The 26,120-nt window shown below is 69.7% G+C and carries 26 protein-coding genes and 1 pseudogene; 8 read left to right on the forward strand and 19 right to left on the reverse strand.

Annotated elements, in window-relative coordinates; translation table 11 throughout:
- The 8 genes and pseudogenes from C1H66_RS19660 to C1H66_RS19695 all read right to left on the reverse strand — a co-directional run.
- Positions 1–768 (reverse strand): annotated as a pseudogene (locus tag C1H66_RS19660) (ATP-dependent DNA helicase); the annotation flags it as partial.
- Positions 765–2,450 (reverse strand): VRR-NUC domain-containing protein, encoded by a 1,686-nt coding sequence (locus C1H66_RS19665; protein ID WP_102629576.1) that lies wholly within the window; start codon positions 2,448–2,450, stop codon positions 765–767. The pseudogene C1H66_RS19660 and the gene C1H66_RS19665, both read right to left, overlap by 4 nt.
- 98 nt (positions 2,451–2,548) lie before the next feature.
- On the reverse strand, positions 2,549–3,640 hold the full coding sequence (locus tag C1H66_RS19670; protein WP_205738702.1) for an NAD(P)H-dependent flavin oxidoreductase: 1,092 nt from the start codon (positions 3,638–3,640) through the stop codon (positions 2,549–2,551).
- Positions 3,637–4,629 carry a YihY/virulence factor BrkB family protein gene (locus tag C1H66_RS19675; RefSeq protein ID WP_102629577.1) on the reverse strand — a complete coding sequence of 331 codons (993 nt, stop codon included), beginning with the start codon at positions 4,627–4,629 and terminating at the stop codon, positions 3,637–3,639. Before C1H66_RS19675 ends, C1H66_RS19670 begins: the two co-directional genes overlap by 4 nt.
- A gap of 7 nt (positions 4,630–4,636) precedes the next feature.
- Positions 4,637–5,158 (reverse strand): retropepsin-like aspartic protease family protein, encoded by a 522-nt coding sequence (locus C1H66_RS19680; RefSeq protein WP_102629578.1) that lies wholly within the window; start codon positions 5,156–5,158, stop codon positions 4,637–4,639.
- 151 nt (positions 5,159–5,309) lie between these two features.
- Positions 5,310–6,662 (reverse strand): M48 family metalloprotease, encoded by a 1,353-nt coding sequence (locus tag C1H66_RS19685; RefSeq protein WP_102629579.1) that lies wholly within the window; start codon positions 6,660–6,662, stop codon positions 5,310–5,312.
- Positions 6,659–7,252, reverse strand: coding sequence for a hypothetical protein (locus tag C1H66_RS19690; RefSeq protein WP_102629580.1), 594 nt, complete (start codon positions 7,250–7,252; stop codon positions 6,659–6,661). The genes C1H66_RS19685 and C1H66_RS19690 overlap by 4 nt, the downstream gene beginning before the upstream one ends.
- A gap of 55 nt (positions 7,253–7,307) precedes the next feature.
- Positions 7,308–8,669 carry an MFS transporter gene (locus C1H66_RS19695; protein ID WP_102629581.1) on the reverse strand — a complete coding sequence of 454 codons (1,362 nt, stop codon included), beginning with the start codon at positions 8,667–8,669 and terminating at the stop codon, positions 7,308–7,310.
- A gap of 115 nt (positions 8,670–8,784) precedes the next feature.
- On the opposite strand from C1H66_RS19695, the gene C1H66_RS19700 reads away from it, so the two are divergent.
- Positions 8,785–9,948 (forward strand): PQQ-dependent sugar dehydrogenase, encoded by a 1,164-nt coding sequence (locus C1H66_RS19700; RefSeq protein ID WP_102629582.1) that lies wholly within the window; start codon positions 8,785–8,787, stop codon positions 9,946–9,948.
- Positions 9,949–9,959: 11 nt separating this feature from the next.
- Here the strand turns inward: C1H66_RS19700 and C1H66_RS19705 are convergent, their stop codons facing one another.
- Genes C1H66_RS19705 through C1H66_RS19715 form a run of 3 tightly spaced genes read right to left on the reverse strand, consistent with a single transcriptional unit; the run spans position 9,960 to position 13,814 of the window.
- On the reverse strand, positions 9,960–10,403 hold the full coding sequence (locus C1H66_RS19705) for a VOC family protein (protein ID WP_102629583.1): 444 nt from the start codon (positions 10,401–10,403) through the stop codon (positions 9,960–9,962).
- Positions 10,404–10,436: 33 nt separating this feature from the next.
- On the reverse strand, positions 10,437–12,464 hold the full coding sequence (locus C1H66_RS19710; protein ID WP_102629584.1) for a CocE/NonD family hydrolase: 2,028 nt from the start codon (positions 12,462–12,464) through the stop codon (positions 10,437–10,439).
- A gap of 48 nt (positions 12,465–12,512) precedes the next feature.
- Positions 12,513–13,814: an ATP-grasp domain-containing protein gene (locus C1H66_RS19715; protein WP_102629585.1), complete on the reverse strand. Its 1,302-nt coding sequence runs from the start codon at positions 13,812–13,814 to the stop codon at positions 12,513–12,515.
- Between the two features lie 253 nt (positions 13,815–14,067).
- On the opposite strand from C1H66_RS19715, the gene C1H66_RS19720 reads away from it, so the two are divergent.
- Entirely contained in the window at positions 14,068–14,802 is a 735-nt protein-coding gene (locus C1H66_RS19720) for a substrate-binding periplasmic protein (protein WP_102629586.1), read from the forward strand.
- On the forward strand, positions 14,799–16,073 hold the full coding sequence (locus tag C1H66_RS19725; RefSeq protein ID WP_102629605.1) for a GGDEF domain-containing protein: 1,275 nt from the start codon (positions 14,799–14,801) through the stop codon (positions 16,071–16,073). Before C1H66_RS19720 ends, C1H66_RS19725 begins: the two co-directional genes overlap by 4 nt.
- 13 nt (positions 16,074–16,086) lie before the next feature.
- Here the strand turns inward: C1H66_RS19725 and C1H66_RS19730 are convergent, their stop codons facing one another.
- Together C1H66_RS19730 and C1H66_RS22995 are read right to left on the reverse strand one after the other, a co-directional pair.
- On the reverse strand, positions 16,087–16,740 hold the full coding sequence (locus C1H66_RS19730) for an extensin-like domain-containing protein (RefSeq protein ID WP_102629606.1): 654 nt from the start codon (positions 16,738–16,740) through the stop codon (positions 16,087–16,089).
- A gap of 52 nt (positions 16,741–16,792) precedes the next feature.
- Positions 16,793–16,969 (reverse strand): hypothetical protein, encoded by a 177-nt coding sequence (locus C1H66_RS22995; RefSeq protein WP_170064192.1) that lies wholly within the window; start codon positions 16,967–16,969, stop codon positions 16,793–16,795.
- A 164-nt stretch (positions 16,970–17,133) separates the two neighbouring features.
- Here C1H66_RS22995 and C1H66_RS19735 point away from each other — a divergent pair, with 164 nt between their 5' ends.
- On the forward strand, positions 17,134–17,421 hold the full coding sequence (locus C1H66_RS19735) for a sll1863 family stress response protein (RefSeq protein ID WP_102629587.1): 288 nt from the start codon (positions 17,134–17,136) through the stop codon (positions 17,419–17,421).
- A gap of 6 nt (positions 17,422–17,427) precedes the next feature.
- Here C1H66_RS19735 and C1H66_RS19740 read toward each other — a convergent pair whose 3' ends face one another.
- Together C1H66_RS19740 and C1H66_RS19745 are read right to left on the reverse strand one after the other, a co-directional pair.
- A complete protein-coding gene (locus C1H66_RS19740) occupies positions 17,428–18,636 on the reverse strand; it encodes a toxic anion resistance protein (RefSeq protein ID WP_102629588.1) in 1,209 nt (402 codons plus the stop codon).
- Positions 18,637–18,697: 61 nt separating this feature from the next.
- Positions 18,698–19,645: a cobyrinic acid a,c-diamide synthase gene (locus C1H66_RS19745; RefSeq protein WP_102629589.1), complete on the reverse strand. Its 948-nt coding sequence runs from the start codon at positions 19,643–19,645 to the stop codon at positions 18,698–18,700.
- A gap of 211 nt (positions 19,646–19,856) precedes the next feature.
- Here C1H66_RS19745 and C1H66_RS19750 point away from each other — a divergent pair, with 211 nt between their 5' ends.
- The 4 genes from C1H66_RS19750 (at position 19,857) to C1H66_RS22670 (ending at position 22,294) form a co-directional block, all read left to right on the forward strand.
- Entirely contained in the window at positions 19,857–20,852 is a 996-nt protein-coding gene (locus C1H66_RS19750) for an LLM class flavin-dependent oxidoreductase (protein WP_102629590.1), read from the forward strand.
- Positions 20,853–20,955: 103 nt separating this feature from the next.
- Complete coding sequence (locus C1H66_RS19755) at positions 20,956–21,360, forward strand: hypothetical protein (RefSeq protein ID WP_102629591.1); 405 nt, start codon at positions 20,956–20,958, stop codon at positions 21,358–21,360.
- Between the two features lie 236 nt (positions 21,361–21,596).
- A complete protein-coding gene (locus C1H66_RS19760) occupies positions 21,597–21,875 on the forward strand; it encodes a hypothetical protein (protein ID WP_240618409.1) in 279 nt (92 codons plus the stop codon).
- An 8-nt stretch (positions 21,876–21,883) separates the two neighbouring features.
- Positions 21,884–22,294 (forward strand): c-type cytochrome, encoded by a 411-nt coding sequence (locus tag C1H66_RS22670; RefSeq protein WP_170064193.1) that lies wholly within the window; start codon positions 21,884–21,886, stop codon positions 22,292–22,294.
- A 4-nt stretch (positions 22,295–22,298) separates the two neighbouring features.
- Here C1H66_RS22670 and C1H66_RS19770 read toward each other — a convergent pair whose 3' ends face one another.
- Genes C1H66_RS19770 through C1H66_RS19785 form a run of 4 tightly spaced genes read right to left on the reverse strand, consistent with a single transcriptional unit; the run spans position 22,299 to position 26,093 of the window.
- Positions 22,299–23,108, reverse strand: coding sequence for an ABC transporter permease (locus C1H66_RS19770; RefSeq protein WP_102629594.1), 810 nt, complete (start codon positions 23,106–23,108; stop codon positions 22,299–22,301).
- The gene (locus tag C1H66_RS19775) at positions 23,099–23,893 is read right to left on the reverse strand and encodes an ATP-binding cassette domain-containing protein (protein WP_102629595.1); all 795 of its coding nucleotides are present in this window, start codon (positions 23,891–23,893) and stop codon (positions 23,099–23,101) included. Before C1H66_RS19775 ends, C1H66_RS19770 begins: the two co-directional genes overlap by 10 nt.
- The gene (locus tag C1H66_RS19780; RefSeq protein ID WP_102629596.1) at positions 23,890–24,894 is read right to left on the reverse strand and encodes a PQQ-dependent catabolism-associated beta-propeller protein; all 1,005 of its coding nucleotides are present in this window, start codon (positions 24,892–24,894) and stop codon (positions 23,890–23,892) included. Before C1H66_RS19780 ends, C1H66_RS19775 begins: the two co-directional genes overlap by 4 nt.
- The gene (locus C1H66_RS19785; RefSeq protein ID WP_102629597.1) at positions 24,882–26,093 is read right to left on the reverse strand and encodes an ABC transporter substrate-binding protein; all 1,212 of its coding nucleotides are present in this window, start codon (positions 26,091–26,093) and stop codon (positions 24,882–24,884) included. Before C1H66_RS19785 ends, C1H66_RS19780 begins: the two co-directional genes overlap by 13 nt.
- Positions 26,094–26,120: the final 27 nt, after the last annotated feature.

The following is a 26,120-nucleotide window of genomic DNA, read 5'->3' on the forward strand; positions in this document are numbered from 1 at the left end:
CACCGCCAGGGTGTCCAGGGCCAGCCGCCGGCCGGGGGTCTTCATGGTCAGGAAGGCCAGGCGATCCAGCCCCCGGCGCGGCATGGCCGCGAGCATCGGGAACAGGGTGCCGAGGGTCTTGCCGATGCCGGTGGGCGCCTGGGACAGCAGGCAGCGCCCGGTGGCCGCCGCCTTGTAGACGCCCTCCGCCAGCTCGCGCTGCCCGGGCCGGAAGGCGGCATGGGGAAAGGCGAGCTCGCGCAGGGCCGCATCGCGACGCAGGCGATGCTCGGCCTCCTGCCCGGCCCAGGCCAGGAAGCGCCGGCACTGGGCCTCGAAGAAGGCCGTGAGTTCGGCCGCCGAGGCCCGCTCGGTCAGCAGCGTCTCGCGGCCGGTGGTGATCTCCAGGTAGACCAGCGCCAGGGTGACGCCCTCCAGGCCCCGCTCGGCACACAGCAGGGCGCCGTAGACCCTCACCTGGGCCCAGTGCAGGGCGCGCTGGTTGGCGGCCATGCGCGACAGGTCGCCACGATGGGTCTTGACCTCCTCCAGGCGGTTGGCTGCCGGGTCATAGCCGTCGGCCCGGCCGCCGACGACCAGGCCCGCGAAACGGCCCGAGAGGGGCAGCTCGGCCTCATACCCTTCGCCGCGGCGCCCGGCCACCAGGGCGTGGCCGGCGATCCCCTCCCGGGCGCTGGGCGCAGGGGTGAAGCGATGATCGAGGTCGCCCTCCCGGGCGGTGAAATCGCACAGCGCCCTGACCGCGACACGGTACTCGCCTTCGCTCATGGCGTGTCCTGCCAGCGAACATGGCACACCACGGCGGGGATGCCGCAAGCGTGGAAGAAGGCCAGCCAGCGGCGCTGGTTGTCCTGCAGGCGGTCGCCGGGGCCCTTCACCTCGATCAGCCGGTAGCGGCGACCGGCGGCATCGGCTTCGGGAAGGAACTGGATCAGGTCCGGCAGGCCGGCGCGGTTGGCCTTGAGATCGGCCAGCAGCCGCGCGAAGCAGGCGCGCAGGTCCGGCGTCGGGATAGCGGCGAGCGCCTGCTCGAGCAGCGCCTCGGTGAGTACGCCCCAGTGCACGAAGGGCGAGACGGTCCCCTGTTTCTCGCCCCAGGTGTGCCGTATCGCCTCGCGGTAGCTGCCATCGTCGAGCCGGCCCAGGCAGGTGTCGAACAGCGCCCGGCGCCGGGCGACGAAGTCCTCCCGGTGGAGATCCGCCGGCCCACCGTGGAAGGGATGGAAGAAGGCGCCGGGCAGCGGGGCGAACACGGCCCCCCAGCAGAGCAGCCCGAACAGACCGGTGAGCAGGGCGTTCTCCACATAGTGCACCGGCGACGAGGCGCTGCTCAGGTGGTCGCGCACCGCGAGCTCCACGCTCGCCACCGGGCCGGGCAACGCGAGGTCCCAGCGCTCGGTGACGGGCTCGGGGACACGCGCCACCGGCGGCAGGCCCAGCCGCAGCCGCAAGCGCAGGCGCTCCAGCGCCTGGTGCTCCTGCTCGCCGAGCGCCTCCCGGGCGGCCCGCTCGGCGAGTTCATGGGCGCGGGCATGCTCGCCCATCCGCTCCAGCAGACGCAGGCGGCGGATGCGCGGCTCGCCTGGCCCGGCCTCGGCATAGAGGGCGAGCGCCCGCTCGCGTTCCCCGGCACGCTCGGCGGCCACGCCCAGTTGCAGGAGCAGCCGGGTCCGGCGCCCCGCCAACCAGCCGTTGTCGCCGTTTATCGCCGGCAGTTCGGCGTGCAGCGCCTCGGGCGAGTCACCGGCCTCCAGCCGTTCGCGCAGCCGATGCAGGGCCAGGTAGGCGTCGACCTCCTCGCGGCACTGGAAGGCCCGCGACTCGGGGGAGAAGGCAACCCGCTCGAAGCGCTGCACCCCCAGTTCGGCGAGCACGAACTCGGCCCAGTCCTGGCGCAGGTTACCGAAGAACATCAGCCGCAGCCGATCGCAGGTCTCCATCACGGCCAGGCGCACGATGCGATCGGGCGCCTCCGGCCACCAGGCGGCCAGCCGGCGGCAGTCGCCGAGGCGTGGCGCCAGCGCCTCGTACAACGCCGCCTTGCCGACGGAAGCGGGCAGCCCGGCGGCGGCGATCTCGTCGGCAAGCGCCCGACGCAGCTCGGGCAGCCGCAGCTGGCGGAAGAGCTCGTCGAGGGTCAGCTCGGGGTCGGGCTCGACCCAACCGGCGTCGATCAGCGGCGAGAGCGCCGCGGCGGTATCGCCGATCTCGGCATAGCCGAGCCTCGCGAGGCGGAAGTGCTCACCCTTGCGCATCACCATGCGCACCAGCAGCGCCCGGGAGGCACGCGGCAGGTCCTCGAAGGTCGCCAGGAAGGCCCGCTCCGACGCGTTCAGCAGGCCACCGTGCCGCTCGGCGACCCACGCCAGCACGAAGCGGAAGTTCACCAGGTAGTAGAGCGGGTCATCCAGCGAGGCGGTGACCGAACGGGCAGGCGAGATACTGGTCATACATCCATGATATCAGCCTCGACAGGCTGGCTCACCGTTTCTCGGGGCTGATCCGACGACAGGCCTGGGAGGAGGCGCTGTAACCCCCTCCCTGGGCGCTACTTTTGCCTTCCCTGGCAAAAGACCTCCTCTTCGGCCTGTCCCCGGCGCCCCTCGTCATATCCAGCCAGCTCGGCGATCACCTCGGCGGCGGGGACCTCGCGACAGCCGCTGGCATTCTGCCCGGCCCACAGCGGCGAGAAGTCACCGCTGCCCTGCGCTTCCGCGGCGGCCCGCAGCGGGGCGATGGCCGCGGTGGCGAGCGGAAAGGCCGGGGCGACATCACTGAGCGGGCCGAGTTCGCGCATCAAGCGGGTGACGATGCCCCGCGCCGGGCGGCCGCTGTAGAGGTTGGTCAGCGCCGTATGGCGGGCCGCCTCGCTCATCAGCGCCTGCCGGTGGATCCGCGAGGTGGTCGCCTCCGGGCAGCACAGGAAGGCGGTGCCGACCTGCACGGCCGCGGCGCCCAGCGCCAGGGCCGCCGCCACTCCGCGGGCATCGCCGATGCCACCGGCGGCGATCACCGGCACCTCGACCGCCGCCACCACCTGGGGCAGCAGGGCGAAGGTGCCGACCTGGGTGGTGAGGTCGTCGGAGAGGAAGATACCGCGGTGGCCGCCCGCCTCGAGCCCCTGGGCGATGATCGCATCGACGCCATGGGCCTCGAGCCACCGCGCCTCCTCCACCGTGGTGGCCGACGACAGCACCGTGGCGCCCCAGGCCTTGACCCGCTCGAGCAATTCCGGCGCCGGCAGCCCGAAGTGGAAGCTGACCACCTCGGGGCGGACGGCCTCCAGCAGGTCGCAGGCCTGGTGATCGAAGGGCCGGCGTCCCGCCCCGGCCGGCACGCTCGCGATGTCGAGGCCGAACTCGGCATAGTAGGGTGCCAGCGCCCGGTGCCAGCGCGCCTGGCGGCCGGCGTCGGGTTCGGGGGGCGTATGACAGAAGAAGTTGACGTTGAGCGGACGGGAGGTGCGCGAGCGAATGGACGCGAGTTCGTCGCGCATCGCCTCCACACCCAGCATGGCGCAGGGCAGTGCCCCGAGGCCGCCGGCCTCGCAGACCGCCACGGCGAGGTCGGCCCCCTGCACGCCGGCCATGGGTGCCTGGAGGATGGGTAGCTCGATGCCGAGCTGTTGCTTGAGGCTCACGGGTTCTCTCCCTGGTCGGGCGTGTCGCTGGAGCGATCGCGGCGCCTCGGGCCCAGGGTATCGGCCACATGGGCGCCGCGCTCTCCCATGGGCCGCGACTCGCCGATGGTGGTGTCGTGCCGGGTCTGGCGCTCCATTTCACCGTTGATCTCGGCACCGAGCAATACGACGAAGGCGGAGAGCCAGAACCACAGCATCAGTACCACCACCGCGCCCAGCGAGCCATAGAGCTCGCCGAGGTTCGCCACATGGCCGACATAGAGCGAGAGCCCACCGGAGCCGAGCAACCACAGCAGGGTGGCGGTGACGGTGCCGACGCTGACCCACTCCCAGCGCGGCGAGCGCCGATAGGGGCCGAAGCGGTAGAGCACGGCGACGACGAACATCATCATCAGCAGCAGGACCGGCCAGCGCAGCCAGCCGATCACCCTGACCGGGGTGTCGTCGAGGCCGAGCATGCCGATGGCCAGGGGAACGAACGCGATGAACACGATGGTGACCTGGGTCAGCACGATCAGTCCCAGGGTCAGGGCGGCGATGACCAGCATGCGGTGGCCCAGGCCGCGACGCTCGTCCTCGCCGTAGACGACGTTCAGCCCGACGATCAGGCCACGCACGCCCCTGGAGGCCACGTACATCGCCACCACCAGGCTGGTCAGGGCGGTCAGGCTCAGCCCGGTATCGGTGTTGTCGCCGATCTTGCGGGCCTGCTCCTCGATCAGCTTCGCCCCGTCCTCGGGGAGGAAGCGACTCAGTTCGATGATCTGGCGCGTCATGTCCTGGGGGTCGAGCACCAGCGCCCAGAGCGAGATGACCGCCGCGATGGCGGGAAACAACGACAGCAGGGCATAGAAGGCGATACCGGCGGCCAGCATGGTGAGACGGTCGTCGCTCATCTCCTGCTTGACGCGCCACAGGATGTCCAGCCAGCCGCGGCCGGAGATCTCCCGCGGCTGCTCGGCTCGACGGCCTCTCGGGTGGTTCGACATGGGCGCCTCAGGGTTGCCGGGCCGGGCGCAGGACCATGCGCGAGGCGCGGATCTCGATGTCGAAGCGGTTGAGGAAGCTCATCCCCAGCAGGGCGACGTCGCCCTCCAGGCCCGGACTGATCGAGCCGCGCACCTCGGTGGCGGAAAAGCCCCCCAGGCTGACCTCATCGAGGATGGTGAGATCGCCGCGCACCCGTCCATTGGCGGTATTGAACCAGGCCGAGCCTGCCCGCTCCAGTCCCAGCCGGTCGGCCAGGCCGGCGGGCAAGGCCACGTAGGTGGCCCCGGTATCGAGCAGGAACTCCACCGGCTCGCCATTGATGCGACCGGTGGCCATGAAGTGACCCGCGCGGTTGCGCTCCAGGATGACCGACTCGCCCTCCCCCACGGCGTTGACCAGGTGGGCATTGGGGTTGCGCTGACTCTCCAGAAAGCCCTGGAACCACCAGGTGCCGACACCGATGAACAGCGCCCAGAACAGCAGCATCATGCCGAGCCCGGCACGCCGCGCGGGGTCTTCGTCGCTCATCCGCCGTCCTCCCTCGCTCTGCCCAACGACAGCATTGACACCGAAGTCCGGCGCTGTCTACCCGCCGACAGCACGCCGGGCGCGAAGCGTCGGCCTTCCTCCCCCCACGCCTTCCCTTGCCGCCCTCGTCGTTGCCACGGGGCCGGCGTTCCTACTCGAGCTCCTCTCGCCACAGCTCCCAATGACCGCCATCGTCGGCGGAACGCTCCCGCCCCCAGCTGCCATGCAGTCGACCGTCGTCCGCCGCCGCCTCGAGCAGGCCCAGTCCCTGCTCCAGCCCCAGCGTCCAGCCGAAATGCAGGCGCCCCGCCTGCACCTCTCCCTCCAGATGGCCCAGGCCCAGCCCGTAGGTGAACACCCCCTGGACCCGGTCGCCCTGCCGCTCGAGCACCAGCCACACCGGCAACTCCCCCGAGGCATCGCCGAGCGTGCCCTGGAAGGTGCCCGCGAAGGGCTGCCCGGCGGCCGCCACCGCCGGGTCGATGACCAGCTCACCCTCTCGCCGCGGCTGCAGCACGGCCGGTTCGGTGGCACGCCCCAGGCGCACGATGCCCTCCTGGATGTCGCGGTCGTCCAGGAAGCCCGCCAGGCGACCGATCTCGTCGGCCACGCCGTCGATCCGCTCGCGGGCCGCGGCGAAGTCCGGCTCGGCCCGGGCGAAGGCGTCGCGGCGCTCGGACAGGGCCGCGGCCAGCCCCCTCAGCCGGTCCGAGGTCAACGGATGGGTGGCGTCGGCCAGATGGGCCCGATAGGCCGCCTCGTCGGCGAAGTGCCAGCGATTGGGTTCCCAGTGGGCCAGCAGCGTGAAGAAGACGCTCATGCCCAGCGGCGGATAGGCGAGCCGGGCCATGACGTCCAGGGCGAAATCGTCGGCCTCGGCCTCGTGGCGGCGGGCCGCCTCCCGGGACACCTCGGGCCCGTAGCCCGGATGGCGGTGCAGGGCATGCCCCAGCTCGTGGAGCAGCACGAAGACCACCGAGGAGGTGAAGATCTTGCCGTAGAGTACCATCACCTCCGCACGCTCCCGTACGTCATCGGGTACCCCCAGCGCCGCGAGCGGCAGCGGGTAGCGCCCCTCGGGAAACGACTCGGGCCGGCGGTGACGCAGCATGGCCAGGTACTGTGAGGGCGTCTCGATCGACAGGCCCTCGAGCTGGAGCCAGGCCATGGCCAGGGCGAGGTCACCGAACAGGCGCAGCGAGGCCACCGACATCACCACCTGGCGGCGGCCATCGGCCAGGGTCTGCTGGTAGTAGCAGAAGGGCTCGCTGGCGGGCACGGGGCAACGTAGCGGGAAGGCGAGCTCGACGCCAGCCAGCCGCTCACGCTCCTCGGCCTCGAAGGCCGGCGACAGGTCCTCGTCATGGACGCGGCGGATATCCTCGGGGGTGATCCTCGACCAGTACGCCAGGGTCGCCTCGTCGTAGAGGCCGACCATGCCCGCGGCCGGTGAGGCCAGCAGCCAGCAGGACAGGACCAGGCCGAGTCGCCAGCCGGCGTTCACGGCCGGTCCCTGCCCTGATGGTAGAGGGCCGCCGGCGCAGAGAAGCGGGCATCGGGCGGCTCCCCCCGGGCATCGGTACCGTTGGCCCAGTCGCTGAAGGCGGCATGGTCGCCCCAGCCGTCCAGCCAGGCGTCGCGCATCAGCCGCAGCTTCACCTGGCGCAGGTCGCCACGCTCGGCCACGGCCTGGCTGCCCTCCGAGGCGGAGGCGTCGACCAGGGCATTGAGGGTGAAGAGGAGTCGACGCAGCCGGGCCTGCTCCAGGGCGGGGTCGATGCCCCCGGCCTCCGGAACGAGCCCGGAGTAGCTGGCCAGCGTCGGGGCATCGCCGGTCGTCATCGGCGGTGCCGAGGTGGCCTGGACGGCGCTGTACAGCGAGATGCCCAGGGCCACGCTGCCGAACAGGGCGAAGAAGAGTCCCGGCGCGGCGCGGTTCAGCACCACCTCGGTGCCGCCGGGCAGGGTAACCTTGCCGTCGCTGTCGCGGTGGGTGGGCACCGCCAGGAACAACCGGTAGCCGAGGTAGATGGCCATGCCGGCGAACAGCACGACCAGGATGCGCTCGATGGCACGCAGCATGACGGGGTCCATGACGGCAACTTCCAGTGGAGCCGCGGCAGGCGGGATCCTTCCAGTCTATGCCACCTCAGCCGCCGTTGCGCGCCTCCCAGTCGCGTGCCGCCTGCTGGCCGCGGGCCTGGTTCACGGCCAGGCAGACCAGGATGGCGACGATGAACAGCGCCGCGCAGAGCAGGATCGAGGCCTGCAGGCCGACCAGCGACTGCAGCAGCCCCAGGGCGATGATGCCGAGAACCCCGGCCAGCTTGTTGGCCAGCCCCCAGAAGCCGAAGAACTCGGCGGCCTTGCGGGTCGGCGAGAAGAGCCCCACCAGGGCGCGGCTGGCCGACTGGCTCGAGCCCAGACTGAGGCCGGCCAGGCAGCCCACCACCAGGAAGAGGTGCTGTGCCTCCCAGCCGAGCCCCAGTCGCGCATTGAGAAAGGCGGTGACCTCGGGGGTGGCCCAGATGGCGAAGATCGACGCCACCCAGAGCATCAGGGTGATCAGGTAGGTGACCTTGGTGCCGATGCGGTCCTGGATGAAGCCGAACCCCAGCGCCCCCGCCGCGGCGGTGATCTGCACGATGATGAACATCAGGTTGCGGATCGACTCGTCCCAGCCGATCACCTGGGCGCCGTAGATGAAGGCGAAGGCGATGATGATGTAGACCCCGGCCATGGAGAACAGCAGCGAGACCAGGAAGATGCCCAGGTCACGGAAGCGCCGGAGCTCGTGCAGGGTGGTGGCGACCCGCTCCCAGGCGATCCGGTGGTAGGGCATGCCGGGCGGCTGCGGGGTGCCGCGTTCCCTGACCCACAGGAAGGTGGGGATGGCGGTGACCAGGAAGAAGCCGGCGGCGAAGGGGCCGACCCAGCGGATGCGCTCGAAGTTCTCCGCCGTGGCCTCGCCCAGCGCCACCAGGGTGAAGCCGGCGGCGAACAGCCCGCCCACGTAGCCCAGCGCCCAGCCGAAGCCGGAGATCTTGCCCAGGTCCTCCGGGGGCCCGAGGTCGGGCAGGAAGGCGGCGATGAAGGACTCGCCCATGGAGTAGGCATAGTTCGACACCACGATCAGCAGCAGGCCCAGCACCACGTAGCCCGGCGCCACGAAGTAGAGCATCGCGGTGGTCGCCACGGTGGCCAGGTAGCTGGCGAACAGGAAGCGCTTCTTGGCGGCGTGGTAGTCCATCACCGCCCCGCACAGCGGCCCGGTGATCACCACCAGCAGGTAGCTCACCGCCAGCGCCAGGCTCCACAGCAGGTTGGCCAGCCGGTAGTCGTCGCCGCGCTCGCCGACGATCACCGTGGTGAAGAGCTCGCCGAACACCACGGTGATGATCAGCAGCGTATAGGCCTGGTTGGCGAAATCGAACATCGCCCAGCCGAAGATTTCCTTTCTCGTTGCCCGCTGCCGGGGCGATGTGCCGGCAGCCGCTGGAACCACACTCATGCGCGCCTTCCTTGCCATGCGAGGGCCGGGCCCCGTCAGCCCCCTAGACTACCAGCAATGGCGCGGCACGGGCATTCACTACACTGAACAGGGGCACACTGGACAAGGAGGCAAGATGAAGCGACAACGGAAGGCCGTCTGTCTCGGCGGCATGTCCCTGGCGCTACTGGCCCTGGGCACGGCCACACTGGCCGAGGAGGTGATCGAGGAGTCCCTGGGTACCGAATATCAGACACTGCGCCTGGTCAGGGTCGCCGGGGGGTTCGAGCACCCCTGGAGCGTCGCCCTCCTGCCCGGCGATCGCTTCCTGGTGACCGAACGCCCCGGCCGCCTGCTGCTGATCGAAGACGGTGAAGCGCAGGAGGTCGAGGGCGTTCCCGAGGTCCACACCCACCTCCAGGGCGGACTGCTCGACGTGGTACCCCATCCCGGCTTCGACGAGAACCGCTGGCTCTATTTCACCTACTCTCGAGGCGATGACGAGGCCACCGCCTCGGCGCTGGGGCGCGCCCGGCTGGTCGACGAGCAACTGGTCGACCAAGAGGCGTTGTTCGAGCAGAACCGGCGGTTCGAACCCGGGCGCCACTACGGCTCTCGGCTGGCCTGGCTGCCCGACGGCTCCCTGTTGATGAGCATCGGCGACCGAGGCGAACCCGACAGCGCCCAGGACACCGGCGATCACGCCGGCTCGGTGCTGCGCCTGGGCGCCGACGGCCTGGCCCCCGAGGACAACCCGCATGTCGGCCACGCCGAGATCCTGCCGGAGATCTACTCCTGGGGGCATCGCAATGTCCAGGGACTGGTGGTCGATACGCAAAGCGGTGCCGCCTGGGCCACCGAGCACGGCCCACGCGGCGGTGACGAGCTCAACCGCATCGAGGCCGGACGGAACTATGGCTGGCCAAGGGTCAGCCGGGGCCGCGACTACGGCACCGAGGGGCCTCTCCGGGATGCCGTGCGCAGCGCACTGTCACTCGACGAGGAGATGGTCGATCCGATCCACGAGTTCCTGCCGACCTTTGCTCCCTCCGGCCTTGCCCTGGTCACCGGCGACCGCTACCCGAACTGGCAGGGCAACCTGGTCGCCGGCGGCCTGAGTGCCGAACGCGCCTACCGCATCGTCATCGAGGAGGACGAGGTGGTGCACATGGAAGAGCTGCTGCTCGGCAAGGTGGGACGCATCCGTGACGTCCGCCAGGGGCCCGACGGCTACCTCTACGTGCTCAGCGACGACGAGGAGGACGGCGGCCTCTATCGGCTGGAGCCCGTCGACGACTGACCCGCCTCGGCTCACTCCGCTGGCCCGCCCTGGCCAGGCGACTCCCGGCCGGTCAGCGGCGGCCCCTTGAGCTCGACGGTATTGCCCATGGGGTCGCTCAGGTAGAGCGAGGGCCCGCTGCCTTCGGCCCCGTAGCGAATCTTCTCCTCGCCGACCTCGATGCCGAAGCACGCCAGCTCGGCACGGATCGCCTGCGCGTCGAACGGCTCGACGCGCAGGCAGAAGTGATCCAGGTGGCGCCCCGCGGCACCGGGTGCCGGGCCGCCTCGGCGCCCCAGTTCGCCCTCCACCGGCACCAGGTCGATCAGCGCGGCCCCGGCACGCAGCTGGATCAGGCCGAGGTCGTCGTTGCGACGTTCGATCTCGCAGCCCAGTGCCTCCACGTAGAAGCGCAGCATGGCGTCGAGATCGGTGACGCGCAGCACCAGGTGATCGAGGCCGGTGATTCTCGGCATGGCCGCTCTCCTGTCGGTAGGGTTGGAGAAGCCTCAGACCAGGTCGCGAGGCACGGTCTCGTCCCAGGTCCGGGCGTAGATGCGAGTGTCGCCGTCCCAGGCGTCCAGGGTCGCGCGGAGACGAAAACTGTCGGCATCGCTGGTCATCAGCGTGCGGGTCAGGGTGCGTACCTCCCAATCGCCGCGCTTGAAGCTGCGTCGCCACTCCGTCCAGCCGCTGACGCTGTCGTAGTTGCCATAGGCATAGCTGTAGCGCTCGGTGACCCTGGCGGCGATCTCCAGGCCGATGTCGTCGAGACGGTAACGCCCTTCGTCGTTGACCACCTCCAGGGTGGTGCGGTCGTTGGCCAGGTCGCGGATCACCTGCCAGGTCTCCTGGGTGGGCTGCAGCAGTGTCTTGGCCAGCGGGGCGGCCCCTTCCGGCTCGCCGAAGGACGGCAGCGCTGCCTCCTCGGCGGGCCGCGGCGCCCGCACCGGCAGGATCAATCGGCACCGGCTCGGCCGGATCGTGACCCGGGCCGGCTCCGGGGCCGGCCAGGCCAGCGGCCAGTAGCTGGTGGAGAGTGCCAGGCGAACGGCATGCCCGGCGGCGAACTGCTGGGCGATGTGCTTGAGCTTGACCCGCACCCGATAGCGGCGCCCCGGCTCCAGCGGCTCGGGATCCTCGTCGCTGTCGCGGTGGGTGAGGTTGAGCAGCCCATAGGAGACCCGGGTGGCCTTGTCGTCCTCGGCGATGTCGGAGAGGCGCAGCGCCACCATGGCCACCGGCTGGTCGGCCGCGAGCTCCAGCTCGACCAGCGGCTGGCCACAGATCTCCAGCGGCGCCTCGAGGCGAGGCGTCTGGAAGATCAGCGAGCCGCCATCCTCGTCGCGCTGGTCGTGGGGCAGGTCGGGCGGGGCATTGTAGGAGCACCACTTGCCGGCGAAGAGCCCCACCGAGAGCGGCGAGCGGATATCCAGACTGGCCTCGTCATCCTCGCCGTCGTCCTCCGGCAGCAGGTCGTGTCCCGCGGTCAGACGGAAGGACGTCGGCACGATGTGCGGCGACGGCCAGGTCGGCTCGGCCACCCAGCGACCGGGGCGCACGTCGTAGCGCGCCGAGGGGGGGACCGACTCCTGCATCCAGACGCGCAGCATGGGCTCCTCCATGATCCCGGTGTCGATGCCCTTGAGCCACTGGTCCCACCAGCGCAGCGCGTCCTGCAGGAAGCCGATGGCCGGCCCCGGCACGCCCAGGTGCGGGTACTTGTGGGCCCAGGGACCGACCAGCCCCTTGCGCGGCACCTCGAGGCCGGCCAGCAGGCGGAACACCGCGTTGCAGTAGCCGTCGGCCCAGCCACTGACGGCATATACCGGGCACTGGATGCGCGAGTAGTCCTCGCACACCGAGCCGTGCTTCCAGTAGTCGTCGCGACGCTGGTGCTCGAGCCACTTGGCCAGCCAGAGGCCACTGCCGTCCAGGCGCTCGAGCCACATCTCGCGCCAGCGCTCGCCCACCAGCTCGGGATCCGGCGGGCAGGCGTTGCCGTCGAACATGGTCGAGGCCCAGGAGAGGTTGTCGGCCAGCAGACAGCCGCCCATGTGGTGGATGTCGTCGGCGTAGCGGTCGTCGGTGAAGCAGAGCGTGATCACCGCCTTGAGCTGGGGGGGCTGCAGGGCGGCGATCTGCAGCCCGTTGAAGCCGCCCCAGGAGATGCCGATCATGCCCACCTCGCCGGTGCACCAGGGCTGGGCCTCGAGCCAGGCGAGGATTTCCAGGCCATCGTCCAGCTCCTGGGGCAGGTACTCGTCGGTGAGCACGCCATCGGACTCGCCGGTGCCGCGGATGTCGACCCGCACCCCGGCATAGCCGTGCCCCGCCCAGTAGGGATGACTCTGGACGTCGCGCTCGGCGGTGAGGTCGCGCTTGCGATAGGGCAGGTACTCGAGGATCGCCGGTACCGGGTGGCGCTCGGCATCCACCGGGCGCCAGATGCGTGCCGCGAGGCGAGTGCCATCCGCCAGGGGTATCCAGGTCTCCTCCTCCTGCACCCGGCGGGGAAAGTCGTTCACGATACGCATGGCCCTGCTCTCCTTGTCCCTTGTGGTCGTTCTCGGCCCTGGATGTCATCAACCCCGGATGTCGTCGAACTCGAAGCCCAGCCGCGAGGCCAGGCTGTCGTAGTTGGCCAGCAACTGCGTTTCATCCCGTGCCCCCATCCAGACGTGGGCCAGGGCATAGCTGTAGCTGTCCTGCTCGGGCAGGGTCGACAGGCGCTGGCCGGCCGCCACCTGGAGCGCGATGAGGGTGCCGGGGAATTCCGCCTCCAGGGCGGCGATCTCGGCCTCGCCGGGCACCCGGGTCACCACCGCATCGACGAAGAACACCCGGTAGAAGAACTTGGCGGCCATGGGGAATTCGCCCTGGCGCGACGGCATGTCGGGACGCTGGCCCAGCGCCAGGTCGATGGTCACCTGCTGGTGGCTGACACCGTCGACCTTCTCGAACAGGTCGCAGTGCGACTGGGAGATTCGGGTATTGATCTCGAGCAGCCAGATGCGACCCTGCACCTCGTCCCAGTAATACTCGATGTTGAAGGCCGCGTTGTCGTAGCCGATATGCGTCATGACCGTGCGCGTCAACTCGGTCATCTTCTCCTGCACATGGCCGGGCAACCCCGAGGGGTAACGGTAGTGGAAGAAGCTCAGCACCTGGGGGTAGCGCAGCGAGTCGACGATACCGTAGCTCACGACCTCGCCCTGGAACACATAGCCCTCCACGGTGCACTGCCAGCCACCGATGATCTCCTCGGCCATGCAGAAGTGACCATCGACGGCGGCGATGTCGGGGGGCAGCCGCGCATGCTCCAGTACCGTATTGAAGGGGTCGGCGATCAGGCCGATCTGCTCGCGCAGCTGCGCGATGGCCAGGTAGAAGGTCTCGGGGCTATCGATGAGGAAGCCCAGCCGGGAGCCCGAGGACTTGATCGGCTTGACGAAGAAGGGGATATACAGCCCCGCCTCGCCGATCCGCGCGAGGGCGTCATCATCGAAGGGATCGAAGGCGGTGAAGGCGGGGATGAAGTCGGGAATCACCTCGCGCTGGACCCGTCGGCTCCAGTACTTGTGCTCGCACTGGAGCAGACTCTCCAGGGAGGTGGTGCGGGTGCCGAAACGCTCGCAGAGGATCGGCAGCATGGTCGACACCGGGAAATCCATGTAGCCGACGATGGCATCGATGGGACCGTCGAAGGCCTCGAGTGCCCGCGTGGCCCGCTCCAGCATCTCGGCGATGGGAAAGATCTCGGTCTCGTAGACCTCCGCGGGATCGATGACGCCGTGAAAGCGGTAGTGCTCGGCGCCACGCAACGACTCGAGCCGCTGCCGATTGAACTCGTCCAGCCCGACCACGAAGAGATGCTTCTGGTGCATGTCTCGATTCGTCACCCGCGGGGGTGGCGCCTCCTCGACGGGACCACCGGCGCGGGCAGGCCGGCGGCTCTCCTCGAAGCATAGTCCACGGTCGCCGTCGGGCGGGTTGCCACCGCCCTTGCGTTGGCAGCCCGCGGATGACATCCCCCCCGGCATCGGCTAGCTTGGACACGAGCAGGTGACCCGCCGTCAAGCTTCGATTCGCGACCTTCGCGTCGCGACAATTGCACATGGAAGGGGAACTGACGGGCGCATGAAAAGATGTCTACTCCTTGCGGTCTGCTTACTGCTGCCTCTTCCGGTGCCGGCGAGCCTGGACGGCCTCACCTTCAACACCGAAGAGTATCCGCCGTTCAACTTCCTCGATCGGCAAGGAGAAATCGACGGCATGGCGACACGCCTGCTGCGGGCCGGGCTGGAGCAGGCCGGCCTGTCGGTCACCTTTCGCCTGCTGCCCTGGGCACGGGCCTATACCGAGGCCCGAATGCGCGACAACCACTGCGTCTACTCGACCACGCGGACGGAGGAACGGGAGCCGCATTTCACCTGGATCGGCCCGCTGGTCACCAACGAGTGGGCCGCCTTTGCCCTGGCCGACAGCCCGCTCGAGGCGGACTCCCTGGACGACCTGATGGAGCTGCGAGTGGGCAGCTTTCGCGAGGATGCCGTCGGTCAGTTCGTGGCGCAACGGGGAGTGGCCGTGGTGGTGGCGCCCACCGAACGGGAGAACATCGGCCGCCTCCAGGCGGGACTGATCGATGCCTGGGTGACGGGGAGCCAGACGGCACGCCTGCTCGCCGCGGATGCCGGCATCGAACTGCGCGAGCTGTTCGATTTCCACCGGGCCGACCTGTATCTCGCCTGTCATCCGTCGGTTTCCGACAGCGTCGTCACTCGCCTGCAGGCCGCCCTGGACCGGCTGCTCGACGACGACCGCCTCGAGGCCTTCCGCCGCGATGCCCTGGAGGCATGGGAGCGCTCGCCATGACCCCACCGGCCGCCCCCCAGGGGTCACCGCGCTTCCGGCGCCACAGCCTGACCGCCAAGCAGGCGGTGCTGACCCTCGGCATCGCCATGCTGCTGAGCATCCTGGCCGGGGCCATCGAGCTCGCCTCGGACGCCCGCTCGATGCGCCAGGAGGTGGAAAACCAGACACGCCACCTGCTGGCCCTGGTCAACGGCACCGCCGCCGAGGCGGCCTTCCAGCTCAACCCGGACCTCGCGGCCCAGGTCGCCGAGGGCCTGTGGGCCGGCGGCCATGTGGCGAGCGTGACCATCCGTGACGACTTCGACCGCATCATGGCCAGGCGCGACCGACCGAGCGAGGCCCACGCCGGCTGGCTGGCCAATGCCCTGTTCGGCGACATCCTGCACTACCGGGAGCCCCTGACCTACGAACTGGGCAGCGGCGAGCCAGCCAGCGCGGTGGGCGAGATCGAGCTGAGCCTGGCCCTGGGCAGCCTCTCCCGGGCGTTCATCGACCGCAGCCTGCAGGTCTTCTCGCTCGGCATGCTCAAGGCCCTGGCGATCGCCGCCCTGGTCGTGGTGGTGTTCCATGCCTTCATCACCCGGCCGCTGCTGCGCGTGCATGCCGCCATCGCGGAGACCGATCCACACCATCCCGGCCAGTGGCCCAAGCCTCGGCTCGAACGCCACATCGAGGACGAGCTGGGTCACCTGGTGGAGAGCCTCGACGACCTGTTGAACGCCTTCCAGAACGGCCTCGACCAGCGTGACGCCCTGCACCAGATCTCCACCCTGGACGGCCTCACAGGCATCGCCAACCGGCGGCGATTCGACAGCTTCATGGCGGACTCCTGGCTGCGGGCGCGGCGGTCTCGGCGGCCGCTGTCGGTGATCTTCCTCGACATCGATAACTTCAAGGGTTTCAACGACCATTACGGTCATGTCTCCGGCGATGACACCCTGCGCGCCGTTGCGGGCGCCCTGACCCGCGTGGTCACGCGCGCCACGGACCTGGTGGCCCGCTACGGGGGGGAGGAGTTCGTCTGCATCCTGCCCGATACCGACCTGGAGGGGGCCCGCCGGGTGGCGAGCCGCATCCGGGACGCCATCCTGGCGCTGGACATTCCCCACGCCGGCTCGGAGCACGCCGAGCAGGTGACCGCCAGCTTCGGCATCGCCTGCGCCACACCGGGCGACGATGACATGAGCTGCGAGCAGTTGCTCGAGCAGGCCGACAGGCAGCTCTACCGTGCCAAGCATCAGGGGCGAGACCGGATCGTCTGGCAGGAGTGACGCGCCCGCCGGCTCACCGACACAATCGGAAGCCGCGCATGCCGAAGTGGAAGTGATCGGCATGCGCGGCGTTGTAGTCCGGGCCCAGCACATTGCCGAACAGGTCGCAGGCCCCGTCACGGACCTCGCGCAGGAAGGCTCCCCGAGGCCCCTCGTCATGCCAGTGCTCCCGCAACGTGACCCGCCGCCCGTCGGCCAGGTGAAAGGCCGCCACATCCAGCGCCTCGGCCGAGGCATGTTCACTGAGTCGGCCCTCTTCGCGTCCGGCGACGTGACGACAGGCGAAACTGCCGTAGTGCACCACGGACTCGACCGACGTCCCGAGCAGCGCCTCTGCCGCGGGCTGCAGTCGCTGACGCTCGAAGATCACCCAGGCCAGGACCAGCGGGCAGCTGGCGACGAAACTGGCATTGAAATCGACCCCACTCCCGTGCAGCCGCACCACGTTCTCGAGCGGACAGCCCGCCACTGGCTCATGGTCGTCCAGCGGCGAATAACGCACCTCCCCTGCGGGTACCGTGTCGAGTGCCGCCAGGCAGCCGTCGCGATCGCCCGCCAGCCGCCACAGCTTCCAGCGGCTCACCGGTGTCAGGGGATCGTCCACCTGCAGCGGCTTGCCGGGATGCCAGTGCCGGGGCACATCGTCTCCGAAGTGCCACCAGGCCATGGCCGCGAGGCCGGCCAGCAGGGCGAGAGTCAGCAGGAAACGCACGGGGTCACTACAGCAGGAGGGTCAACACCAGCGCCACGGCGCCGACCGCCAGGGCGGTGATCACGGCGACATCGACCAGGCGGTCCAGCCAGCGATCGAGGTCGTGACTGCCGAGGCGGTGTGGCCGACGGCGACGGGTGGCCCCGCGGCGCCGAGCGCCACGGGCGGTGCGAATGAAGGGCATGGCGGAAGTCCGGTTTCACCACTTCCCTGTGAGCTTACGACCTGCGCCGCCGGCTGACCACTGCCACGATCGAGGATGGTGATGGCCCGGCCGTATCTCGGGAACCCCGGGGGGAGTAAAGTGATCGTTACGGGAAAGGGCAGTGACACCCGCGGGGCAGCATCATGAACAAGCGCGACGACTTCATCGAGAGAATGAAGGCCAACCTCGAGGCCTGGAATGCCGAGATCGACATCCTGGCGGCCAAGGCCCGAGAAGCCGGTGACGAGGCCCGGGTCAAGTACCATGACGATATCGAGCGATTGAAGCAGCGCCGTGACGAGACCCGCGAGCTGCTCGAGGAACTCCAGCAGACCAGCGAGGCGGCCTGGGGCACCCTGCGCCAGGGGCTGGAGGAGTCGTGGGAGCGCCTGCGCAAGGCCTTCGCCGACGCCTCGTCCCACTTCAAGTAGGCCGCATCAGCCCTCGGGGCGCCCCTCTGCCTTCGCCCCGGCATCATCCCCGCGGCCGCGGCGAAGCTGCTCGATCGCCGCACTCCCCTCGTCGGCGAGCACCGCCAGCCGGTCGATCTGGTCATCCAGCCGCGGCAGGGCCTCCTGCCGGTAGCGGGCCAGGTCGTCGAGCGCGGCCATGACATCGCCGAAGGCCTGCTCGAGGGCCTGCATGTCGAGCTGCGCCGACGCCGCGCGGGTCTGGATCTCGACGCCCTGCTGGCGCAGCGCCCTGGCGGTACCGGCGATCATCTCGGAGGTGGCGGCATTGAGGGACTCGACACGCTCGAGCACCAGACGCTGGTTGGCCAGGGCCAGGGCGACGGACACCGCCACGGTGAGCGCCGAGACGGTGACATGGATGGCCCTGTCCACGCCGCGGACCAGTTCGCGATTGTTGCGGATGATCACCTCGAGGGCCAGTACGCCCTGCTGGCACACCGCCACTTGCTGCTGCAGGTCGACGGTGCGCTGGCGCAAGGGAAAGAGCAGCTCCTGTTCGATGAAGGTGCGCTGCGTGCTCGTCTCGTCGAGCCCGGCGATGGCGTCCTGCAGGCGCCGGTCGATCAGACGCCCGAGGGTGATCTGGCGCTGCAGGCGCCCCAGGATCTCGTGCAGGGCCTCCTGATCGTCGCCGAGGGTCAGGTTGTCGCGATGCAGCATGTCGCGCCCCGTCTCCAGGTCGGCGATGATCGCATCGAGCGCCTGCTGGGCGTTCTCGAACTTGCGGAAGTAGCGCTGCAGACGGCTGCCGGCGCCCGGTATCACGGCCAGCACCCGGTCGAACCGCCCCGCCGACAGGCGCTGCCCGCGCGGGTCCAGCGCCTGCATCCTGCCACGCAGGTCGACCAGCGCCCGGGCCACCGGCCCGCCATCGTCGCCCTGGTGCGCCAGCTTGCGCAGCGGCGTCTTCAGCATGGCGCTGCGGTGAGCGGCCTGCTGCTGCAGCTCCAGCCCCAGCTCGTCCACCGCCCGCCGCTGCCGGGCCAGGCTGGAGGCGTCGTCGCCGCTCTCGAGCACCTCTTCCACGAAGGCATCGGCCCTGGCGGTGAGCTCGGGGTCTTCGCCGACCTCCTCCTCGCCGGCCGGCCGGGGAGACGCCTTCGCCAGCTCACTGGCGACCTCCTCCACCGGTGGCAGGGAGAGGCGCGGATCACGTTCGGTTGGCTGGTTCATAAGCACCTGCGTAGTGGAGCCCCATTCCCTACAAGCTAGCAGAGCCCGCCGGCCTTTCCGACTAGCGAGGATCGCCGCGCCCGTAGCGCTCGGCCCGGCCGATGAAGCGCCGCAACTCCTCCAGCGCCCGGTCGGCGGCGACCGAGGCCTGGGGCCGCCCGGTCTCGATGCGCGCCAGGGCCACCGCGGTGTCGTCGAGCAGGGTCAGCGCGGATTCGTTGCGTGCCGTGAGCCGGGCCAGGCGGCGCTCGGTGCCCTCGAGCAACTCCAGGCGGCGCTCGAGGGCGGTGCGCTCCTCGGTGGACAGCCGCTGCCCCTCCCGCTCCAGGCGACGACGCACGAAATCACCGTCCACGCCCATCACACCGCTGGCCTGGGAGGCCATCGAGGTCAGGTTGTCCACCGCGCCCAGGCACACCTCGGTGACCAGGGTCCGGGCACGCTCGAAGGCCAGTTCGCCGCGCTCGAACCGGGCCGCCAGGACGTCCAGCACATGACGGTAGCGGCTGTAGAGGCGGTCGGCCTGAATGGCCAGGTCGGGGCGCCTGACATCGAGCAACCCTTGCTTGGCACGGCACAGGGCCAGCACCATCTCGTCGGCATCGACGGGCGGCCGGGCCGGATCGAGCACGGCCACCCCGGCCTCGCGAGCCTCGCGCTCCTGTTCGGCCCGCCGCCGTGACGCCTCGGCCTCGAGCCGCGCCTCGAGGCGCTGTCGATGTCGATGGGCACGCCAGCGGCGCCAGCGGCGCTCGAGGGGGACCTCCACGGCGATCGCCACCAGCCCCGCCAGCCAGCCCTCCAGGCTCGGCCCGAAGCCTCCCCACAGCGAGGTCAGCCACAGCAGGATGCTGAGGAAGGGGACCAGCAGGCCATAGCGGAACAAGACCTGCCAGCGGCCGGAACCCTCGGTGGGTACCGCCAGCCGCGGGTTCGCCAACCCCACCAGGCACCATGGCAGGCAGGTGACGAAGAGCCCATAGGCGAACCCCTGTAGAAACCCCAGCATAGGCCTGGCTACCCGGCGACCAATATCAGAATATCCAGAGTGTAAGGGGGCTTGCGGCAACGCGCGACCCCCACTGGATCGGGATCGTGATGCCCGGTGACGGGCCGGAAATCACCGGGTTTTCTCTCCTCGCCCAAAATTGCATTGGCACGCGGCCGCCCCATGACGCCAGAATAGCAAGCAAGCTAACCAACCTTTCGAGTGCCGCGACATGCCACGACTCGCCAAGACACCCCTCTCCGTGCTCGACCTGGCCCCGATTCGCCAGGGCGGCACCATCGCCGACAGCTTCCGCGAGAGCGTCGACCTGGCCCGCCTGACCGAACGGCTCGGCTTCACTCGCTACTGGCTGGCCGAGCATCACAGCCTCGACGGCATCGCCAGCGCCGCCACCGCGGTGCTGATCGGCCACCTGGCCGGCGCCACCTCGCGCATCCGCGTCGGCAGCGGTGGCATCATGCTGCCCAACCACCCGCCACTGGTGGTGGCCGAGCAGTTCGGCACCCTGGAGACCCTCTACCCCGGTCGCATCGACCTGGGCCTGGGCCGTGCCCCGGGCTCCGACGCCGCCACCATGGCGGCCATGCGCCGCGACCCCCACGCCGGTGTCGACGACTTCCCCGAGCGACTGGCCGAGCTGCAGGGTTTCCTCGGCGAAGCGCAACCCGGGCAGCGTGTCCGCGCGGTACCCGGCCAGGGCACCGAGGTACCGATCTGGCTGCTCGGTTCCAGCGGCTACAGCGCCCAGTTGGCGGCCCGGGAAGGGCTGCCGTTCGCCTTCGCCGCCCAGTTTGCCCCGGGCTACCTGCATGAGGCCCTACGGCTCTATCGCGACAACTTCCGGCCCTCCGCGGTGCTCGACAGGCCCCACGCCATGGTCGGCCTGCCGGTGATCGCCGCCGAAAGCGACGCACGGGCCGAGTGGCTCGCCTCGACGACCCGACAGAAGTTTCTCGGCATGGTGCGCGGCAAGCGGACACGCTCGCTGCCGCCGGTCGAGCGGCTGGACTGGACGCCCATGGAGCGGGTCCAGGTGGAGCAGTTCCTGGGCGCGGCGATCATCGGCGGCCCCGAGACCGTACGTGCGGGACTGGAGCAGTTCCTCGAACGCACCGGGGCCGACGAGCTGATGCTCAACACCGATGTCTATGCCGCCGGGGACCGCCTGAGAAGCTACGAGATCGTCGCCGAGGCATGGCACTCGTGACCCCTCCGCCTCCCGGTACCCGACCGGCCAGGAACGATTACCCCCGGGCGGCCTCCAAGGGGCAGCCATTCACGGAGCCCGGCTCCACCCCAGGGAGATCCCGATGCCCGATCCACACGACCCCCGCCACAACGCCGCCTGGCAGGCCGCCCGGCAGTGGCGGGAACGCGCCCGCCAGACCCGCCCCGGTGGGCCCCTGGACGGCCTGAAGCTGCTGCTCACCTGGCTGCTGTTCGGCGCCATGATGATCGTCGCCATGGTGCTGGGGCTGCTCTTCCTGCTGCTCGGCTGGGCAATGCTGCCGATCCTGCGCTACCGCATGAAGAAGCGCATGGAGCGCATGCGCGCCGAACAGGCCGAGGATATCGGCACCGGCTTCCACTACCGTGAGACCCGTTACCGGGAGAGTCACGGCGATGATGGCAACTACCGCGAGCAGCGGGTGCTGGAGGGCGACTACGAACTCAAGGACGAGGCAGCGCAAGACGACAAGACCAGGAAAGAGTGACCCGCCGGCGGGTCGCAAGGCGTGTTGTGCCGGGGGGCTTCATCAGGGTGATGGCACGGGGGGCGCCATGTCACGGCAAGACGGTGGCAAAACCCCGCGAAGTGCCATAACTTGAAGGCTGTCATTCCACTACGGCTCCGGAGACAACAACAATGCCCAGACTTCGGACAGGGCCGGCCGGCATCCTGCGTCAGGCCGCCCTTTTCCTTCTGCTGACAGGGCTGGCAGTGCCGGTCATGGCCAACGATTACCCCACCGAGGCGCGCGTGGACTACGTGCTGGGTTGCATGGCATCCAATGGCAACAGCTACCTGACCATGCAGAAGTGCTCGTGCAGCATCGACGTAATCGCCGAGCACCTCTCCTACGAGGAGTACGAGCAGGTCGAGACGGTGCTCGGCATGCAGGATCAGCGCGGCGAACTGGGCGTGCTGTTCCGCACCGAACGCGGCATGCAGGATCAACTGCAGGCCCTGCGCCAGGCCCAGGCCGACGCCAACCTGCGCTGCTTCTGACCTCGCCCGTGCCAAGTCGCCTCCTCGACACCGCCTGGTCCGTTGTGGCCTGGCTGCCGCTCGTCGCCACCCTGGCCGCTGCGCCGGCCCTGGCCGATGCCGAACGCGGCCAGGGCGAGCGCCTGTTCCGCGCCCAGTGCCTCGGCTGCCATAGCCTGGTGCCCGGCGAGCACCTGGCCGGCCCCAGCCTGCACGGCCTCATCGGGCGGCCGGCCGGTAGCGTCGAGGACTTCGACTACTCCCCGGCGCTGCGCGAGGCCGAGCTGACCTGGAACGCCGAGACCCTCGACGCCTTCCTGGCCGGCCCGGACGCCTTCCTGCCCGGCACCCACATGGTATTCTGGGGGCTCGACGAACGCCCGCGCCGGCGCATCATCCACTTCCTCGAGTCCCGCGCTTCCGAGGCGACCGACCACTGAGCCGTCAGTCGCCGCCGCCGCCCTTGCGCGCCATCATGCCCCGTGAGGGGTTGTAGCCGAGGATCGCCAGCCCCAGCAGCACCAGGGTCACCACCACGCTGATCAGGATCGCCTCCAGGTTGACGCGTTCGTAGAGCGCGAAGCGGATCATCTCCACCGCCTGGGTGAAGGGGTTGAGGGCGGCGATCTGGTAGACCAGGTAGCTGCCCTCGCGGATGCGCCACAGCGGATAGAGCGCCGAGGAGAGAAAGAACATCGGGAAGATCACGAAGTTCATGATCCCGGCGAAGTTTTCCAGCTGGCGCACGAAGGTCGACAGCAGCAGCCCCAGGGAGCCGACCATGAAGCCGGTGACCAGCAGCGCCGGCAGGATCCACAGGTAGCCGAGCGGCGGCGCCTGGATACCGTACCACCAGGCGATGGCCAGGAAGACATAGACCTGCACCACCGACACCAGGGTACTGGCCAGCAGCTTGCAGAGCAGCAGGTACCAGCGCGGAAAGGGGCTGACCAGCAGCACCCGCATGCTGCCCATCTCCCGGTCGTAGACCATGGAGAGTGAGCTCTGCATGCCGTTGAACAGCTGGATCATGCCGACCAGCCCCGGGACGATGTAGACCTCGTAGAGGATGTAGGTCTGGTAGGGCTCGGTCATCGCCACCCCCAGCGCCATGCGAAAGCCCGCGGCGAACACGAACAACCACACCAGGGGCCGCACCAGGGCGGCCAGGAAGCGGCTGCGCTGATGCAGGAAGCGCAGCAGCTCGCGACCGACCACGCCGCGCAGGCAGTGCAGCCAGGGCATCAGGCGCATGGCGCCTCCCCTTCCGCTACCAGGCGGTCGAAGGCCTCGCCCAGGGTGTCGACGCCGAGCCGGGCGATCAACTCCTCGGCCCGGTCGTCGGCCAGCAGTCGCCCACGGTGCAGTACCAGCACGCGATCCCCCGGGCGGACCTCGTCGATCAGGTGCGTGGCCCAGAGTACCGCTACCCCCTCCTCGCGGCAGAGTCGGTGAGCGTGCTCGACCAGGTCGCGACGAGAGGCGATATCGAGCCCCACGGTGGGTTCGTCGAGCAGCAGCAGGCGCGGCGCATGGAGCAGCCCCCGGGCGATCTCCACCCGCCGTCGCTGGCCACCGGAGAGCTGGCGCACCCGTGTCCGGCGCTGCTCGGCGAGCCCCACCCGCGCCAGCTGGGCCTCGGCCCGCGCCCGCGCCTGCCGAGGCGCCATGCCGTGCAGGGCGCCGTGATAGGCCAGGTTCTGGGCCACGCTGAGGTCCAGGTCCAGGGTCGGCTGCTGGAACACCACCCCGATACGCGCGTGGGCCTGTACCGCCTGACGGCGCACGTCGAAGCCACCGATGCGGATCTCCCCTCGGCGGCGGTCGTGGAGACGGGTGATCAGCGAGAACAGCGTGGTCTTGCCGGCACCGTTGGGCCCCAGCAGCACCGCGAACTCTCCGGCCGGAATGGCCAACGAGACCGCCTCCAGCACCGGCGTGTCGCCATAGGCGAAGCTCAGGTCGCTTACCTGCAGGGCGAGATCGCCCTCCCCGCGCCGGGGGAGGGCGCCGCTTTCGGAGGCTAGGGGTCCACTCACGGCTCGACGATCACCCCCCAGGGGAAGCGCCCCACCGGGATCGACTTGACCGCCCGCAGGCCGTCGACCTCGATCACGGTGACGTCACCGCTGACCCCGTTGGTGGTGTAGAGCCGGCTCTCGTCGCCGTTGAGCGCCAGGTGCCAGACCCGCTGGCCGACCAGGATGTAGTCGAGCACCTCGTAGGTCTGCTGGTCGATCACCGCCACCCGGTTGGAGGGCCCCAGGGCCACGAAGGCGTAGCGCCCGTCGGAGGTCAGCACCACGCCCACCGCCTGGACGGTCTCCCGTGGCACACCCGGCACGTCGAAGCGGATAGTGTGCTTGACGTCGAAGGTCTCCTCCATGTCGAGGATCGACACCATGCCGGCGATCTCCGACGAGACCCAGGCTTCACGGCCGTCATGGGTGAACTCGGCGTGCCGCGGCCGTGCCCCCACCAGGCGGTGGTGGACCGCCTCCATGGCCTCGGCATCGATGATGTGCGCCATGTTGGAGGTCTCGGTGGTCGCGATCAGCCAGCGGCCGTCGGGGCTGATCCCCAGCCCCTCGGGCTCGACCCCGACCGGGATCTCGGTGACCAGGGTGCGGGCCTCGTAGTCGAGCACCGAGACGATGTTGTCGTCCTCGTTGGAGACGTAGAGGTAGGGACGGTTGGGATCGACGCGGATCACTTCCGGGTCGTCGCCGGAGGACTGGCTGCGCACCACCTGCAGGGTCTCCAGGTCGATCATGTCGATGGCCTCGTCGTCGCCCACCGCCACGAACAGTTCGCTGCCGTCGCTGCTGAAGGCCATGGCACGGGGGCGGCGCCCGACGCTGATGGTCTCCACCACCTCCAGGGTCTCGCCGTCGATCACCGAGACGGTGTTGTCCTTCTCGTTGGAGACGAAGATGCGCTCGGCCTGGGCGACCAGCGGCCATATCAGCAGGATGCCCAGCGTCAGTCCCAGGGTGGCATGCCTGCCGGCGGGAGTCGTGAGTTGGCTCAGAAGCGGCATGGCGATTCCCCCTCGTCGGCGCCGAGCGAGTCGAGCGGCGTGCGCGGATGCAGGTAGCCCTCCTGGGGCGAGACCGACGCCACCATGCGTGGGCCGGTGACCAGGATCGGCTGGCGAAGCTGGTGGTTCCAGGTGCGGTAGCTGACCGGAAGCCCCAGGTAGCCGGCGAGTTCGAACTCCTCGCCGAGCATATAGTCGATGACCGTCTCCCGGTCGACCGAACCGGTACGCGCCGCGGCTTCGCCCAGGGAGCGTACCGCCAGCCAGGCAGCGAAGTCGCGGGGCGTCATCCAGCGGTCGGCGAGCTTCTCGAAGCGCCGCTGCAGCTGTACCGCCCCCCAGGACTCGTGGGCCCGGTGCCAGGCGGTGGCGACCAGCCCCTGGGTGCCCACCACCGGACGCGGTGCCCAGGTCTGGAAGGGGAAATATTCGCCGAAGTAGTCGGTCTCGTCGGCGATCACCAGCACGTCATGCTCGGGCAGGTCCTGCACGAACACCGGGATCTCGCGCTGGATGGCATGGAAACCGCCCTCGGCGCGTCGCGCCATGGGGTCGTGGGGCCACATCTTGTCACCCACGATGCGGTGGCCGTAGCGCTCCGCCGCGGCCTTCAGGGTCTCGGCCAGGATCCGGTCCTCGTCGGTGTTGCCGTAGACCAGCGCCCAGCGCTCCCACTGCTTGTAGCCGAGGAACTGGGCCAGGGCATCGGCCAGCATCCGCCGGCTCGGCGTGGTGTGATAGAGGTTGGGGTGGCAGGACTCGCCGCGCAGGGCGTCGTCCGGTGTCCCGGCATTGAACACCACCCGGTCACCCAGCGCCGGGTGGGCCATCACCTCGAGCAGCGCCTCGGCGGGCAGGCCGCTGACGATCCAGTCGGCGCCCTGGTCGATCAGGCCCTGCAGCGCCTCGCCGACGTCGTCGCCCTGGGCGACTTCCGCCTCATGGAGCACGAACTCCTGATCGAGAAACTGGGCCGTGGCGTTATTGTCGTTGATCCCCAGCCGAGCGCCCTGGAGTCCCTCGTCGTCGAGCACCGGGGCGAGCACCGAGAGCGGCTCCCGGTCGTCGGGTCGCTCCATGCCGAGATAGCCCAGGGTGATGGGCGCCGGCGTGTCGGCCGGCAGGGTCGACGACCAGCCCAGGCCGGCGGCGAAACTGCCCGCCACCAGCCAGCGCAGGGTAGGTGACTTGATCCGCATGCGTGCTCCTCAGGCAGCCGCCGCCGC

It is taken from the genome of Halomonas heilongjiangensis (genome assembly GCF_002879645.1).
GTDB lineage: Bacteria > Pseudomonadota > Gammaproteobacteria > Pseudomonadales > Halomonadaceae > Halomonas > Halomonas heilongjiangensis.